The sequence below is a fragment of the Pseudacidovorax sp. genome (assembly GCF_017991995.1).
Classification (GTDB): Bacteria; Pseudomonadota; Gammaproteobacteria; order Burkholderiales; family Burkholderiaceae_C; genus Xenophilus.
The window spans coordinates 60,883-74,930 of sequence record NZ_JAGOPN010000004.1; the positions used below are offsets into that span (position 1 = coordinate 60,883).

Genomic DNA, 14,048 nt, shown 5'->3' on the forward strand with positions numbered 1-14,048 from the left:
AACCATGAAGCTGAAATCCCTCGTCCTGGCCGCAGCGGCCTTCGCTGCCCTGGCGGGCACGGCCGGCCAGGCCCTGGCGCAGGCCAAGGAGCAGTTCTTTCCGCTGCTGGTCTATCGCACGGGGCCCTACGCGCCCAACGGCACGCCGTGGGCCAATGGCAAGCAGGACTACATCAAGCTGGTCAATGCCCAGGGCGGCATCAACGGCGTGAAGATCGCGTACGAAGAGTGCGAGACGGGTTACGCCACCGACAAGGGCGTGGAATGCTATGAGCGCCTCAAGGGCCGTCCGGGTGTGGCGGTGTTCGATCCGCAGGCCACCGGCATCACCTTCGCGCTGACCGACAAGGTGCCGCAGGACAAGATCCCGCTCATCACGCTGGGCTACGGCCTGGGCGCGTCGCAGGACGGCAATGTCTTCAAGTGGAACTTCCCGCTCATGGGCAGCTACTGGACCGCGGCCGACATCCTGATCCAGCACCTGGGCAAGAAGGAAGGCGGGCTCGACAAGCTCAAGGGCAAGAAGATCGCGCTGGTCTACCACGACTCGCCTTTCGGCAAGGAGCCGATCCCGTTGCTGCAGGAGCGCGCCAGGCTGCATGGCTTCGACCTGTCGCTGATCCCGGTGACGGCACCGGGCGTGGAGCAGAAGTCGGCCTGGCTGCAGGTGCGCCAGCAGCGGCCCGACTTCGTGCTGCTGTGGGGCTGGGGCGTGATGAACTCCACCGCCCTGAAGGAGGCCGTGGCCACCGGCTACCCGCGCGAGAAGATGTACGGCGTGTGGTGGGCCGGCGCCGAGCCCGATGTGCGCGACGTGGGTGCCAACGCCAAGGGCTACAACGCGCTGGCGCTCAACACCTCGGGCACCGAGCCCAAGGTGATCCAGGACATCCTCAAGACCGTGCACGACAAGGGCCAGGGCACCGGCCCGCGCGACGAGGTGGGCTCGGTGCTCTACACCCGCGGCGTGATCATCCAGATGCTGACCGTCGAGGCCGTCAAGCGCGCGCAGGAGCGCTTCGGCAAGGGCAAGGTCATGACCGGCGAGCAGGTGCGCTGGGGCCTGGAGAACCTGGCGCTCGACCAGAAGAAGCTGGACGCGCTGGGCTTTGCGGGCGTGATGCGACCCATCAGCACCAGCTGCCAGGACCACATGGGCTCCAGCTGGGCCCGCGTGCACACCTGGGACGGCGCCAAGTGGGGCGGCATGTCCGACTGGTACCAGGCGGACGAGGCCATCCTGAAGCCTCTGGTCAAGACGACGGCGGACAAGTACGCGGCGGAGAAGAAGCTGACGCGGCGGGACGCCGCTGATTGTGGCGCCTGAACGGCGCCACAAACTGCGGTGCTCGGCGCACGCGCCGGCACTGAGGCACCCTCCCCTGCCCCTCCCGCCGGGCGGGAGGGGTGGCCTGCCAACCGGCTAGACGACGCGGGCGCTTTTGGTCGCCGTCCGCATCCCTGATGCCCGAAGGAACTTCATGAGCCAAGGCAATCCTCTCCTCGACGTCAACGGCATCGAGGTCATCTACAACCACGTGATCCTGGTGCTCAAGGGCGTCTCGCTGCAGGTGCCCGAGGGCGGGATCGTGGCGCTGCTGGGCGGCAACGGCGCCGGCAAGACGACCACGCTGCGCGCCGTCTCCAACCTGCTGGCCGGCGAGCGCGGGGCGGTGACCAAGGGCAGCATCACGCTGCGCGGCGAGCGCATCGAGGCGCTGTCGCCGGCGGCGCTGGTCAAGCGCGGGCTGGTGCAGGTGATGGAAGGGCGCCACTGCTTCGCGCACCTGAGCATCGAGGACAACCTGATGACCGGCGCCTACACCCGCACCGACGGCAAGGCCGCGGTGGCCGAGACGCTGGAGAAGGTCTATGCCTACTTCCCGCGGCTCAAGACGCGCCGCACCAGCCAGGCGGCCTACACCTCGGGCGGCGAGCAGCAGATGTGCGCCATCGGTCGCGCGCTGATGGCCAACCCCAGCATGGTGCTGCTGGACGAACCCTCGATGGGCCTGGCGCCGCAGATCGTCGAAGAGGTCTTCGCCATCGTGAAGGACCTCAACGAGAAGGAGCGCGTCACCTTCCTGCTGGCGGAGCAGAACACGCGCATGGCGCTGCGCTTCGCCAACTACGGCTACATCATGGAAAGCGGCCGCATCGTGATGGATGGCCCCGCCGACAGCTTGCGCGAGAACGAGGACGTGAAGGAGTTTTACCTCGGCATGGGCGGCGCCGACCGCAAGAGCTTCCGCGACGTCAAGAGCTACAAGCGCCGCAAGCGCTGGCTGGCCTGAGAAGGTGTGAACGGACCCGTCATGCCCGCTCGGCCATGCCGGATCCATTCACACCTTCTGAGACCCGACGCCACCCCCGACCTTGCCGCCAGCCTGTCATGACCGACTTCTACGACGACCTCGAAACCCGTGCGCCTGAAGTGCGCGAAGCCGCCCTGCTGGCCGCGTTGCCGGCACAGATCCGCCACGCGCAGCAGAAGGCGCCCGCCTTCGGCCGCATCCTGCAAGCGGTGGATGCGGCCGCGGTCGACAGCCGCGCCGCCCTGGCCCGCTTGCCCGTGACGCGCAAGAGTGAGCTGCTCGCGCTGCAGCAGGCAGGGCGGGCGGAAGACGCCTTCGGCGGCTTTTCCGCCGTGGCGCGTGGCCCGGCCATGCCGCGCGTCTTTGCCAGCCCCGGGCCCATCTACGAACCGCAGGGGGCCCATGGCGACCATTGGCGCGTGGGGCGGGCACTCTTCGCGGCCGGCTTCCGTTCGGGCGAGCTGGTGCACAACAGCTTCAGCTACCACATGACCCCGGCAGGCGCCATGATGGAGAGCGGCGCCCAAGCGCTGGGTTGCAGCGTCTTCCCCGGTGGCACCGGCCAGACCGAGCAGCAGCTGGAGGCGATGGCCGACCTGCGCCCCGATGGCTATGCGGGCACGCCCAGCTTCCTCAAGATCCTGCTGGAGAAGGCGGCCGAAAAGGGCCTGCGGCTGCCATCGCTGACCAAGGCACTCGTGTCGGGCGAGGCCTTTCCACCGAGTCTGCGCGCACATCTCGCAGGCCTGGGGGTGCAGGGCCTGCAGTGCTACGCCACGGCCGACCTGGGCCTGATCGCCTACGAGACGCAGGCCCGCGAAGGGCTCGTGGTGGACGAGGGCGTTCTGGTCGAGATCGTGCGGCCGGGTACCGGCGACCCGGTGCCCGACGGCGAGGTGGGTGAGGTGGTCGTGACCACCTTCAATGCCGACTATCCGTTGGTGCGCTTTGGCACTGGCGATCTGTCGGCGGTCATGGCCGGACCCTGCCCGACGGGTCGTACCAACCAACGCATCAAGGGCTGGATGGGCCGCGCCGACCAGACCACCAAGATCCGTGGCATGTTCGTGCACCCGGGGCAGGTGGCCGACATCGCGCGGCGCTTTCCTGAGATCGGACGCGCACGGCTGGTGGTCGAGGGCGCCACGGGCGACGACCGCATGACGCTCAAGGTCGAATGCAGCCATGCACCCGAAGGGTTGCAGGAGCGGGTGGCCGCTGCCATCCGCGACGTGACCAAGCTGCGTGGCGATGTGCTCCTCCAACCGCCCGGCAGCCTGCCCAACGACGGCAAGGTCATCGAGGACGCGCGCAACTACGAATGAACGCACAAAGGCCGCCTGGTGTTTGCCAGGCGGCCTTGCTGAGGGTGGATGTGCCGTCGAGCAGGAACCCGTCTTTCTACGCGCGGGCGTCAGGCGTCTGCCAAGGCGGCGGCGAACAGCTTCACCATCTCCCGGTTGAAGGCTGGAATGTCCTTGGGATTGCGGCTCGTGAGCAGCTGGCCGTCGACGACGGCCTCCTGGTCGACCCAGCGCGCGCCGGCGTTGGACAGATCGTTCTTCAGCGACGGCCAGGACGTCATCTGCTTGCCCTTGACGGCGCCGGCATCGATCAGCGTCCAGGGGCCGTGGCAGATGGCGGCGATGGGCTTGCCGGCGTCGGCGAAGGCCTTGATCAGCGCGATGGCCTTCGGCTCCAGCCGCAGGGCGTCGGGATTCACCACGCCGCCGGGCAGCAGCAGCGCGTCGAAGTCATCGGCCTTGGCGCCATCGAGCGCCACATCGACCGGGAACTTGTCGGCCTTGTCGTGGTGATTCCATCCCTGCACTTGGCCCTTCATCGGCGAGACGATCTGCGTCTTCGCGCCCGCCTGGTCCAGCGCCTTGCGAGGCTCGGTCATCTCGACCTGTTCGAAGCCATCAGCGACGAGGATGGCGACCTTGAGGTCCTTGAGGGAATCGGTCATGGGGTGTTCCTTTCGTGTGTGGGTGGGAGTACGAAGGGTTCACCCTAGGTGCCTGCGCGCCGAGCCCCATCGGCCGGAGGCCGCAACCCATGTCGGACAGGTCGACGGGCGTGGGGGCCCGCAGATCAGTAACGCATCTCGATCAGCCGCTCGCGCATGGCCTGCAGCGCCGCGCGCATCCGATCCACCTCGGCTGGCGCGCAGACCGAGAGGATCTCGTCGGTGAGGGCGCTCACCGCCTTTTCCGCCCGTGCGTAGAGGCGCCTTCCCTTGGCTGAGATGGCCACCATCACCGCCCGGCCGTCGTGCTCGGCACCTCCCCGCGTCACCAGGCTGCGCTCCTCCAGCCCGTGCAGCATGCGCGTCAGCCGGGTGCGCTCGTAGGCTGTCCACTGGGCCAGTTCCTGCATGGCCATGGGCCCGCGGCTGTGCAGCGTGCCCAGCGTGCGCCATTCGGTGGTCAGCAGGCCGTAGGGGCGCAGCACATCCTGCAGGGCGCGGTCTCGCCGGTACACCACCTGGGTGCAGAGAAAGAAGATGTGGTCTTCGAGTTCCATGGGGCCGTGCCTCCGGTCGCGGCCCCGCCAATGTAGCCGCGACGGTGGCGCCCGCCATCCTCTTTGTGTGCATATGCACGCAGTGGCACGCTCTTTGCTCGATTTGACCTGACGACGTGTCCAGCCCAGGGTCCGTGCGCCAGATCCGTGCATCCGCACGCAGATGGCGCCCGGCGACTTGAACCGCCCCGCAGCGACGGCGCCACAACCTCAACCGACTGTTTGTGGAGAAGCCACGCATGCATGACACCGCCGCCTTCCTGGCCGCGCTGGGCGATGTGCCCGCCATTTCCGATCCCGACGTCGTCCGGCGCAAGAGCCGCGACATGACGGCCAACTTCAGCCCCGTGATGAAGGACGACGCCCTGCGCCACGTCGCCGACGTGCTGGTGCAGCCGCGCGACCGCGCGGACGTGCTGCGCGTGGCCTCGGCCGCGGCGCGCACCCGCATGCCGCTGGTGATGCGCGGGGCCGGCACCTGCAACTTCGGCCAGGGCATTCCGCTCGCCGGTGGCGCCATGGTCGACATGACGGCGCTCGACCGCGTGCTGGGCACCGACGGTCCGCGCGTGCGGGCCGAGCCCGGCGCGCGCATGGCGGCCATCGACGAGGCCACGCGGCCCGGCGGCTGGGAGCTGCGCATCCATCCTTCCACCAAGCGCGTGGCCACGCTGGGCGGCTTCGTCGGCGGCGGTCATGCCGGCGTGGGCAGCTGCGCCTGGGGCATCCTGCGCGACTGCGGCAACATCCTCGGTCTCGAAGTGGTGAGCGTGGAGGACGAGCCGCGCACCGTGCAGCTGCGCGGCGATGCGGTCAACCGCGTGCACCATGCCTACGGCAGCAACGGCATCATCACCGCCATCGAGATGCCGCTGGCGCCCGCCTGGGCCTGGCGCGAGGCGGTGGTGGTGTTCCCCGAATTCATGACGGCGGTGGAGTTCGCGCATGCGCTCTCCACCTCCGACGGCATCGTCAAGAAGCTGGTCAGCGTTCTGGGCGGCCCCATCTGGCGCATGATGCGCATGCTCAAGGACCTGGGCGGCGCGGACAACGACGGCATGGTGCTGGCCATGGTGGCCGAGCCCTTCATGGAAGCCTTCGAGGCGTTGGTGGCCGAATTCGGCGGCCAGCTCGCCAGCGTGGCGGCCGAGGGCCAGGGGCCGTACCGCGTGCCCATCTACGAGCTGGCCTGGGGCCACACCCGCCTGCATGTGAATCGCGACCATCCCGAGGTGGTGAGCAACGTGGGCCTGTACCTCGACCCGGACCTGGTGGGCGCCATCCGCCGCAGCCACCGCCGCTTCGGCCATCTGCTGGGCATGCATTTCGAAGCCAAGCGCTTCGACGGCAAGCTGAGCTTCCAGGGCTCGCCTTTCTTCCGCTACGAGGGCGACGAACACCTGGCCGAGGTCATGCGCGGCATGGCCGAGGACGGCGCCATGGTGGCCAACAACCACACCTTCCTGGTCAAGGAAGGCGGCATGAAGTCGGTCGACGCCGAGGACCGCGCCTTCAAGCAGGCCATGGACCCGCACGGGCTGATGAACCCCGGCAAGCTGCGCTTCGACGAGGCCGCCGCGCGCGAGAGCACCGGAGGCGATCTGCCCAGCGCCGGCTGGCGTTTCCGTGGCGCCCAGGCCGCCGAGCCCGCCGACGCCTGATGCGCGCGCCCCTCCCATCCATCATCCCCGTCCGAGGACTTCTGCCATGAACGCCCCCCACACCCTCACCCGCCGCAAGACTCTGGCCGCCCTCGGCGGCGCGGCGCTCGTCTCCGGCATGCCCGCCTTCCTGCCGCGCGCCAATGCGCAGGGCCTGACCAAGGTGAGCTTCCAGACCGGCTGGCTGGCCCAGGCCGAGCACGGCGGCATGTACCAGGCCGCCGCCACCGGCATCTACAAGGAGCATGGCCTGGAGGTGGAGATCCGCCCCGGCGGTCCGCAGGTCAACACGGTGCAGCTGTTCATGGCCGGCAGCTCCGACTTCGCCGAGGCCGACGGTTTCCGCGCCTTCGCCTATGCCAAGGACAAGCTGCCGGCCGTGGCCATCGCCGCCTTCTTCCAGAAGGACCCGCGGGTGCTGATGTCGCACCCGGGCACCGGCAGCGACACGCTGGCCAGCCTGAAGGGCAAGCCGCTGTTCGTCGCCACCACCGGCCGCCAGACCTACTGGCTGTGGCTCAAGGCCAAATACGGCCTGACCGACGACCAGCTCAAGCCCTATGCCTTCAGCCTCGCGCCCTGGCTGGTCGACAAGCAATCGACCGTGCAGGGCTACCTGACCAGCGAGCCCTTCAACGCCCGCAAGTCCGGCGTGGAGCCCGTGGTGCACCTGCTGGCCGACCAGGGCTTCGACAACTACGCCAGCGTGGCGATGGCCACGCCCAAGATGGTCAAGGAGCAGCCGGAGTTGGTGCAGCGCTTCGTCGATGCCACGGCCAAGGGCTGGAAGAGTTACCTCAATGGCGACCCGGCGCCGGGCAACGCCCTGATCAAGAAGCACAACCCGCAGATGGGCGACGACGTCATCGCCTATGCCATCGGCGCCATGCGCCAGTACGGCATCGTCGAGACGGCCGAGGCGCAGGCCGGCGGGGGCATCGGCGCCATGAATGCGGCGCGCTGGCAACGCTTCTACGATGCGATGGTCGCCGCCGGCGCGCTGGCGCCGGGGCTGGACGTCAAGACCGCCTACACGATGCAGTTCGTGAGCGGCAAGCGGGCGTGAAACACCCCCATGCCGCTTCGCGGCTCCCCCTCTCTTGCGCCTTCGGCTTGGAGGGGGCGCACCCCGCGGCCTGGCATAGCCAGTTCCGCGGGTGCACGGGCATGGCCTGCTCCGCGGCCCTTCGATCCTTGCGGCCATGCTGACAGCAACGGAGACTCGATCGACATGACCCACGCCTTCTTCACGCCGCCCGAGGGCGGCACCTACGCCCTGCGCCACGTGCGCGCCCCGCGTTGCCTGATCGACGACCCGTCAGCCGACCGCCTTGCGCCGGCCGGCGATGGCGATCTCGTCGCGCTGGACCTGGCCATCGAGGCCGGCCGCATCGCCGCCATCGCGCCCGCCGGCAGCCTGGCGCCCGAACGCGGGCCGCACCTGGACGACTCGCTGGCGCTGCCCTGCTTCGTCGACCTGCACACCCACCTGGACAAGGGCCACATCTGGCCGCGCAAGGCCAACCCGACCGGCGACGGCGCGGGCGCCTCACGCGCGACGATGGAGGACCGCACGAAGAACTGGCATGCCGAGGATGTGCGCCGGCGCATGGACTTCGCGCTGCGCACGGCCTATGCCAAGGGCGTGTCGGCCATCCGCACGCACCTCGATTCGCTGGCGCCGCAGGCAGACATCTCCTTCCCGGTGTTCCGCGAGATGCGCGAGCGCTGGGCGGGCCGCATCGCGCTGCAGGTGTCGTCCATCGCGCCGGTGGACATCTTCCTGGGCGACGAAGGCGTCCACCTGGCCAACATCGTTGCCGAAAGCGGCGGCAACCTCGGTTGCGTGACCAAGTCGCAGCGCCACCCGGCCGAGGCCACGCCGCCCGAGATCGACGAGGGCATCGCGCGCCTTCTGACGCTGGCCACCGAGCGCGGCCTGGACGTGGACCTGCACGTGGACGAATCCACTGACCCGCGCGCCCGCTCGCTGATCCGCATCGCCAGGGTGGCCATCGCGCAGGGCTTCAAGGGCCGCATCCTGTGCGGGCACTGCACCGCGCTGGCGCTGCAGACGGACGCGTTCATCGCCGAGACCATCGCCGCGTGCCGCGAGGCCGGCATCGCCATCGTGAGCCTGCCGACGGTCAACATGTACCTGCAGGACCGCAGCGTGGAGGCCACGCGCACGCCGCGCTGGCGGGGTGTGACGGTCATGCACGAGCTCAAGGCGGCCGGCGTGCCGGTAGCCGTGGCCGGCGACAACTGCCGCGACCCGTTCTACGCCTACGGCGACCACGACATGCTGGACACCTACACCCAGGCGGTGAAGATCCTGCACCTGGACCATCCCTTCGCGGACTGGATCCGCGCCGCCAGCGCCACGCCGGCGCAGATCATGGGCCTCGACGGCTTCGGAATGCTGCGCGTGGGCAACCCGGCCGACCTGACGGTGCTGCGTGCGCGCAGCTATTCGGAGCTGCTGGCCCGCGCGCCCTTCGACCGCGCCGTCATCCGCGCGGGCCGTGCCATCGACACCACGCTGCCCGACTACCGCGAACTGGACGACCTCGTCATGCCGCGCTGAGCGGCGCGACCGCTGTCGCCGCACCGGCGTCGCGCACGCCTGGCAGGGCGCGCAGGTGGGTGGCGATGGCCTCGATGGCATGGCGCACCTTGGCCGGCTGGCCGTCGCGCTGCGGCGTCACGGCCCACACGGGCAGGGCGGGCGGCTGCCACTGCGGCAGCACGGGCACCAGGCGGCCGGCCTGCAGGTCGTCTTCCACGTCCGCCCGAACCGCCAGCACCAGACCCAGACCGCTGGTGGCCATCTGGTGCAGGCTGAGCTGGTTGTTGCTGGTCACGCGCACGGGCAGGGTGTGCTCGGCCAGAGCCCCGGCCGGGCCGGTGAGCGAAAGCGCCAGCGTGCGGCCGTCGCGCGGGGCGCCCACCCATTGATGAGCGGGCAGGTCCGCCGGCGTGTGCGGCACGCCGGCCGCGGCCAGGTAGCCCGGCGCGGCGCAGATCAGGCTCTGGAAGTCGCACAGCCGCCGTGCCGCCCAGCCCGAATCGGGCAGCCGGCCGGCGCGCAGGGCCAGGTCGATGCGCGCGTCCACCAGGTCGATCATGGCGTCGTCGACCTGCAGCCGCAGCTGCAGCGCGGCATGGGCCGCCAGGAGGGGCGCCAGCGCGGGCGCCAGATGCCGGGCAAAGCCCACGGGCGCCGAGACGCGCAGTTCGCCTTCCGGCGCCTCGCGCGCCAGCGCGAGCTGGGCGCGGGCCAGTTCGGCCGCCTCGACCATGCGCTGGCAGTGGGTGGCAAAGCGCGCGCCGGCATCGGTGAGTGTCAGCTTGCGCGTGGTGCGGTGGAGCAGGGTGACGCCGTGGGCCTGCTCCAGCGCGCGCAGCTGCTGGCTCACGGCCGAGGTGCTCACGCCCAGGCGGCGGGCGGCGGCGCTGAAGGAGCCGCTGCGCACCACCTCGGCGAAGAGCGCGAGCCGCTTGAGGTCGTCCATTGTGAAGCTGGGCTGAATGAAGTTGTCTGGATTCTCAGACTTCTGGCTGGATCGTGAAGTCCATAAGCTTCAGGACATCGTCATCCACACGGTGCCTCTCGCGCGCCATGAAAGGAAAGAACCATGAACGTCGCCCTGATCGGCGCCACCGGCTTCGTCGGTGCCGCCCTGCTCGAAGAACTGCTCGCCCGCGGACATCAGGTCCGCGCGCTGGCGCGCACGCCGTCCAAGCTGGCCGCGCGTGCTGGCCTGACGGTCGTCCAGGCCGATGTGCTGGATGCCGCCCAGGTCGCCAAGGCCGTGGCTGGCAGCGACGCCGTCGTCAGCGCCTTCAACCCGGGCTGGGAGCACCCCGACCTGTACAACCAGTTCCTCGCCGGCAGCAAGGCCATCGCCGAGGGTGCGAAGCAGGCCGGCGTGAAGCGCCTGATCGCCGTCGGCGGCGCGGGCAGCCTGTTCGTGGCGCCCGGCGTGCAACTGGTTGACACACCCGAGTTCAAGAACCATGTGCCGGCCAACGTGGTGCCGGGCGCCCAGGCCGCGCGCGACGAACTCACGCGGCTGCAGAAGGAAGAGGGCGCGCTCGACTGGACCTTCGTCTCGCCCGCGCCGATGCTGGCGCCCGGCGAGCGCACGGGCCGCTACCAGTTCGGCGGCGACGCCGTGCCGATGAAGGACGGCCAACTGGCCGGTATCACTTCGGCCGACCTGGCTGCGGCCATCGTTGACGTGCTGGAGCAGGGCCGCTACGTGCGCGAACGCTTCGTCGCGTACTCCTGACCCGGCTGCGGCCGCGGCGCCCTCAGCGCACCAGCGGATTGGGCGTGGGCGCCTCCACCCGGCGCAGCAGGTTGCGGTCGGTGTGGTGGAACGGCTCGGCCTGGCCCGCGATCTGCAGCACCGTGTCCTCTTCGTAACCCCAGGTGCCGTCGTCGTTGATCGTCACCTTGATGCGGAATTCGGTGGTGCGGAAGGCCTCCTGCAGGAAGGGCGCGGAGCAGATGCCCCAGGTCTCCAGCCCCTGCGTCGCGACCAGCTCGAAGCTGCGCGCATCGGCGGCCACGGTGCCGGCCGCCATCGCCACCTGGCCGCGCGGGATGGTCAGGGTGTGCATCACGCAGCCGGTGGCGGGCTCCCACAGCCAGTAGCCCACCTGCTCGTGGTAGGTCTTGACCTGGTCGGGCTTGGTGATGTGCGTGTGGTAGCGCAGGCCATAGAGCAGCTGGGGCCCGTTGGTCACCGGGTCGATGGGCTGCAGGCTGATGCGCTCGACGAAGGCCTGCTTCTTCGGCCCTTCGGCCTTGGGCTTGACGTCGAGCCCGCGGGTGCCCTCCCACACGCCGGCCATGGGCCCGAGCGGGCCCAGGTTGGCCAGGGTGTGCAGGTCGACGTCGCGGGGTTCGGTGTAGATGTCGCGGGCGGGAGCGTTCATGGCGTTTGTCGTGTTGCGGACGGAAAAGCGGCCGGGACTGTAGCGCGAGCACGCCCCGTGCCCGCCGCGACCTGCCCATGTCCTGTGATCGAACGGCCGCGGAGCAGGCCATGCGCGAACATCCGCGGAACCGGCTCCGCCGGGCCGCAGGTTGTGCCCCCTCGAAGGGAGGAGGCGGAGCGCGAAGCGCGCAGCCTGGGGGTGAGCTCAACCTTGTTTCCAGGGCAGGCCGCGCTTGCGCCAGCCGCCCTTGTTGCCCCTGTGGCCGTCGGCGTCCGGGTCGCCCTCGAAGCCTTCGAGGATGTTGTAGGCTTCGATGCCCAGCTCGGTGGCGCGCCGGGCCGCGGCCACGGAGCGCACGCCGCTGCGGCACAGCAGCACCACCTTGCCGCCCGGCGGCACGGCCGCGCGCAGGGCCTCGTCGAAGCCGGCGTTCATCGCCATGCCGGGCCACTGCTTCCAGGCTACAGCCACGGCGCCGGGGACGAAGCCCACCCATTCGCGCTCGGCGTCGGTGCGCACGTCCACCAGCACGGCCTGGCCGGTGGTCATCCAGCGGGCGGCGAGTTCGGGCGTCACGTCGCCCGCATAGCCCTCGGCGGGGCGGGGCTGGTTGTCATCGTGGGAGGCAGGGGCTTGGGTCATGGTCGGCAGTCCGGAAAAAGGGCGGCTGCTATTGTTCCTCCAAGCCCGCGGACCGCGCCGCCGCGGTCCTTTCCCGCCAACGCCTTGCGCCTGCCGCGCGTTGAAAGCCCACCATGCCGAACCGCCCCTGCCGACCTCTCATGCCTGCGCTGCTGGCCGTCTTCATGGCCGGAGGCGCCACGCTCGCCACGGCGCAGAGCACCGACACCCGCAAGCCCGGACCCTTCGAGCGCGCCCAGCAGCAGCGTTACGCCAACACGCCGTCGATGCGGGCGATCCAGCAGGGGGCGGACTTCAACACCCAGCAGCCGCCACCGCCGGTGGTGCCGTCTCCGCCGCCGCGCTGGCACCCGCACCGGCCGCCCGTGGTGATCTACGAGGACAGCCGCTACGCCCCCTGGGGCAATGCGCCCGAGGCTGCACCGCAGCGCCCCGCCAGCCGGCAGGACACGCCGCAGATCTGGTACGGCGGGCCGCTGCAGCAATAGCCAACGCCCGCCTTGGCTACAGTGGCGCCTCCTGCAACCCTGGAGACGCGCCGCATGGCCTCGTCCACCCCTTCCTTCGACTTCGACCTCTTCGTCATCGGCGGCGGCAGCGCCGGCGTGCGCGCAGCCCGCATGGCCGGCCAGCGGGGCGCCCGTGTGGCCCTGGCCGAATGTGCCGAGCTGGGCGGCACCTGCGTCAACGTCGGCTGCATTCCCAAGAAGCTCTACAGCTACGCGGCCGGCTATGCCGAGGCCTTCGAGGAGGCGCCGGGCTATGGCTGGCACATCGACAGCGCGCCGCGCTTCGACTGGGGCCGGCTCAAGACCGCGCGTGCCAAGGAGATCCACCGGCTCAACGGCGTCTACCAGGGCCTGCTCGACGGCGCCCGGGTCACGCTGCTGCGCGGCTGGGCGCAGCTGGTGGACGGCCACACGGTGCAGATCGAGGGTCAGCGCCACACCGCGCGCCATGTGCTGATCGCCACCGGCGGCGCGCCCTTCCTGCCCGACGTGCCTGGCAAGGAACTGGTGAAGATCTCCGACGCCATGTTCGACCTGCCGGCCTTTCCACGCCGGCTGATGGTGATCGGCGGCGGCTACATCGGCTGCGAGTTCGCCTCCATCTTCCGCGGCCTGGGCGCGGAGGTGACGCTGCTGCACCGCGGCGCCCACATCCTCAACGGCTTCGACCATGACGTGCGCGAGTTCCTGGCCCGCGAGATGGGCCGCGCCGGCATCGACCTGCGCATGAACCAGGAGGCCGCGTCCTTCACGAGGGGCGAGGGCGGCGAGATCGTCGCCACGCTGGCGCGCGGCCAGCGGGTGGCGGCCGATGTGGTACTGGTGGCCACGGGCCGCCGGCCGCTCACGGCTGGCATGGGCCTGGAGGAAGCGGGCGTCAAGCTCGACGAACGCGGCGCCGTGGTGGTCGATGCCGAATACCGCAGCAGCGTGCCTTCGGTGCTGGCCATCGGCGACGTCTCCACGCGTCTGCAGCTCACGCCGGTGGCGCTGGCCGAGGCCATGGTGGTGGTGGATCGCCTGTTCGGCGAAGGCCGCCGCACGATGGACTACGAGTACATCCCGACCGCCGTCTTCACCCACCCCAGCGTGGGCACCTGCGGCCACACCGAGATGGAGGCGCGCAGCCGGTTCGGCGAGGTGCGCATCTTCAACAGCGAGTTCAAGCCGCTGCGCCACACGCTCTCCGGCCGCGGCGAGCGCTGCTTCATGAAGCTGGTGGTGGATGCGAAGAGCGACCGTGTGGTCGGGCTGCACATGGTGGGCGCGGACGCGGGCGAGATCGTGCAGGGCTTCGCGGTGGCCATGCGCGCCGGTGCCACCAAGGCCGACTTCGACCGCACCATCGGCATCCATCCGACGGCGGCAGAAGAGTTCGTGACGATGCGCGAGCCCACGGTCGGCTGAGGGTGCGCCGGGCCGCGCGCCGGACGTCGGCGACCGCA

The 14,048-nt window shown here is 70.1% G+C and carries 14 protein-coding genes; 9 read left to right on the forward strand and 5 right to left on the reverse strand.

Annotated elements, in window-relative coordinates; genetic code table 11:
* Positions 1-4: 4 nt before the first annotated feature.
* The 3 genes from KBC94_RS06785 to KBC94_RS06795 all read left to right on the forward strand — a co-directional run bounded on the left by KBC94_RS06785 (position 5) and on the right by KBC94_RS06795 (position 3,640).
* Entirely contained in the window at positions 5-1,327 is a 1,323-nt protein-coding gene (locus tag KBC94_RS06785) for an ABC transporter substrate-binding protein (protein ID WP_294367737.1), read from the forward strand.
* A gap of 154 nt (positions 1,328-1,481) precedes the next feature.
* Positions 1,482-2,294 carry an ABC transporter ATP-binding protein gene (locus tag KBC94_RS06790; protein WP_114801495.1) on the forward strand — a complete coding sequence of 271 codons (813 nt, stop codon included), beginning with the start codon at positions 1,482-1,484 and terminating at the stop codon, positions 2,292-2,294.
* Positions 2,295-2,392: 98 nt separating this feature from the next.
* Entirely contained in the window at positions 2,393-3,640 is a 1,248-nt protein-coding gene (locus KBC94_RS06795) for an AMP-binding protein (RefSeq protein WP_294367757.1), read from the forward strand.
* 89 nt (positions 3,641-3,729) lie between these two features.
* Here KBC94_RS06795 and KBC94_RS06800 read toward each other — a convergent pair whose 3' ends face one another.
* Together KBC94_RS06800 and KBC94_RS06805 are read right to left on the reverse strand one after the other, a co-directional pair.
* On the reverse strand, positions 3,730-4,284 hold the full coding sequence (locus KBC94_RS06800) for a type 1 glutamine amidotransferase domain-containing protein (RefSeq protein ID WP_294367760.1): 555 nt from the start codon (positions 4,282-4,284) through the stop codon (positions 3,730-3,732).
* 125 nt (positions 4,285-4,409) lie between these two features.
* Complete coding sequence (locus KBC94_RS06805; protein WP_294367762.1) at positions 4,410-4,841, reverse strand: MarR family transcriptional regulator; 432 nt, start codon at positions 4,839-4,841, stop codon at positions 4,410-4,412.
* A gap of 239 nt (positions 4,842-5,080) precedes the next feature.
* On the opposite strand from KBC94_RS06805, the gene KBC94_RS06810 reads away from it, so the two are divergent.
* From KBC94_RS06810 to KBC94_RS06820, 3 genes are all read left to right on the forward strand, one after another.
* Positions 5,081-6,502, forward strand: a complete 1,422-nt coding sequence (locus KBC94_RS06810) for an FAD-binding oxidoreductase (protein WP_294367767.1) — start codon at positions 5,081-5,083, stop codon at positions 6,500-6,502.
* A 46-nt stretch (positions 6,503-6,548) separates the two neighbouring features.
* Positions 6,549-7,568, forward strand: a complete 1,020-nt coding sequence (locus KBC94_RS06815; RefSeq protein WP_294367768.1) for an ABC transporter substrate-binding protein — start codon at positions 6,549-6,551, stop codon at positions 7,566-7,568.
* Positions 7,569-7,733: 165 nt separating this feature from the next.
* Complete coding sequence (locus KBC94_RS06820; protein WP_294367770.1) at positions 7,734-9,089, forward strand: cytosine deaminase; 1,356 nt, start codon at positions 7,734-7,736, stop codon at positions 9,087-9,089.
* On the opposite strand, the gene KBC94_RS06825 is transcribed toward KBC94_RS06820, so the two are convergent.
* Positions 9,076-10,017 carry a LysR family transcriptional regulator gene (locus tag KBC94_RS06825; RefSeq protein WP_294367772.1) on the reverse strand — a complete coding sequence of 314 codons (942 nt, stop codon included), beginning with the start codon at positions 10,015-10,017 and terminating at the stop codon, positions 9,076-9,078. The two genes, KBC94_RS06820 and KBC94_RS06825, sit on opposite strands and share 14 nt — an antisense overlap.
* Positions 10,018-10,140: 123 nt before the next feature.
* On the opposite strand from KBC94_RS06825, the gene KBC94_RS06830 reads away from it, so the two are divergent.
* Positions 10,141-10,797 carry an NAD(P)-dependent oxidoreductase gene (locus tag KBC94_RS06830; protein WP_294367774.1) on the forward strand — a complete coding sequence of 219 codons (657 nt, stop codon included), beginning with the start codon at positions 10,141-10,143 and terminating at the stop codon, positions 10,795-10,797.
* Positions 10,798-10,819: 22 nt separating this feature from the next.
* Here the strand turns inward: KBC94_RS06830 and KBC94_RS06835 are convergent, their stop codons facing one another.
* Both KBC94_RS06835 and KBC94_RS06840 read right to left on the reverse strand, forming a co-directional pair.
* Positions 10,820-11,449, reverse strand: coding sequence for a heme-binding beta-barrel domain-containing protein (locus KBC94_RS06835; RefSeq protein WP_294367783.1), 630 nt, complete (start codon positions 11,447-11,449; stop codon positions 10,820-10,822).
* 207 nt (positions 11,450-11,656) lie between these two features.
* A complete protein-coding gene (locus KBC94_RS06840) occupies positions 11,657-12,094 on the reverse strand; it encodes a rhodanese-like domain-containing protein (protein ID WP_294367785.1) in 438 nt (145 codons plus the stop codon).
* Positions 12,095-12,234: 140 nt separating this feature from the next.
* Between KBC94_RS06840 and KBC94_RS06845 the strand changes: the two genes are divergently transcribed.
* Positions 12,235-12,582: a hypothetical protein gene (locus KBC94_RS06845; RefSeq protein ID WP_294367788.1), complete on the forward strand. Its 348-nt coding sequence runs from the start codon at positions 12,235-12,237 to the stop codon at positions 12,580-12,582.
* Positions 12,583-12,636: 54 nt separating this feature from the next.
* Positions 12,637-14,010 carry a glutathione-disulfide reductase gene (gene gorA / locus KBC94_RS06850; RefSeq protein ID WP_294367791.1) on the forward strand — a complete coding sequence of 458 codons (1,374 nt, stop codon included), beginning with the start codon at positions 12,637-12,639 and terminating at the stop codon, positions 14,008-14,010.
* Positions 14,011-14,048: the final 38 nt, after the last annotated feature.

Excerpts from the sequence above, each read along its gene's own strand:
- KBC94_RS06790 (WP_114801495.1), top strand. The coding sequence starts at position 1,482 with ATGAGCCAAGGCAATCCTCTCCTCGACGTCAACGGCATCGAGGTCATC.
- KBC94_RS06785 (WP_294367737.1), top strand. The coding sequence starts at position 5 with ATGAAGCTGAAATCCCTCGTCCTGGCCGCAGCGGCCTTCGCTGCCCTG.
- KBC94_RS06830 (WP_294367774.1), top strand. The coding sequence starts at position 10,141 with ATGAACGTCGCCCTGATCGGCGCCACCGGCTTCGTCGGTGCCGCCCTG.
- KBC94_RS06815 (WP_294367768.1), top strand. The coding sequence starts at position 6,549 with ATGAACGCCCCCCACACCCTCACCCGCCGCAAGACTCTGGCCGCCCTC.
- KBC94_RS06845 (WP_294367788.1), top strand. The coding sequence starts at position 12,235 with ATGCCTGCGCTGCTGGCCGTCTTCATGGCCGGAGGCGCCACGCTCGCC.
- gorA (WP_294367791.1), top strand. The coding sequence starts at position 12,637 with ATGGCCTCGTCCACCCCTTCCTTCGACTTCGACCTCTTCGTCATCGGC.
- KBC94_RS06825 (WP_294367772.1), bottom strand. The coding sequence starts at position 10,017 with ATGGACGACCTCAAGCGGCTCGCGCTCTTCGCCGAGGTGGTGCGCAGC.
- KBC94_RS06795 (WP_294367757.1), top strand. The coding sequence starts at position 2,393 with ATGACCGACTTCTACGACGACCTCGAAACCCGTGCGCCTGAAGTGCGC.
- KBC94_RS06820 (WP_294367770.1), top strand. The coding sequence starts at position 7,734 with ATGACCCACGCCTTCTTCACGCCGCCCGAGGGCGGCACCTACGCCCTG.
- KBC94_RS06835 (WP_294367783.1), bottom strand. The coding sequence starts at position 11,449 with ATGAACGCTCCCGCCCGCGACATCTACACCGAACCCCGCGACGTCGAC.
- KBC94_RS06800 (WP_294367760.1), bottom strand. The coding sequence starts at position 4,284 with ATGACCGATTCCCTCAAGGACCTCAAGGTCGCCATCCTCGTCGCTGAT.
- KBC94_RS06810 (WP_294367767.1), top strand. The coding sequence starts at position 5,081 with ATGCATGACACCGCCGCCTTCCTGGCCGCGCTGGGCGATGTGCCCGCC.
- KBC94_RS06805 (WP_294367762.1), bottom strand. The coding sequence starts at position 4,841 with ATGGAACTCGAAGACCACATCTTCTTTCTCTGCACCCAGGTGGTGTAC.
- KBC94_RS06840 (WP_294367785.1), bottom strand. The coding sequence starts at position 12,094 with ATGACCCAAGCCCCTGCCTCCCACGATGACAACCAGCCCCGCCCCGCC.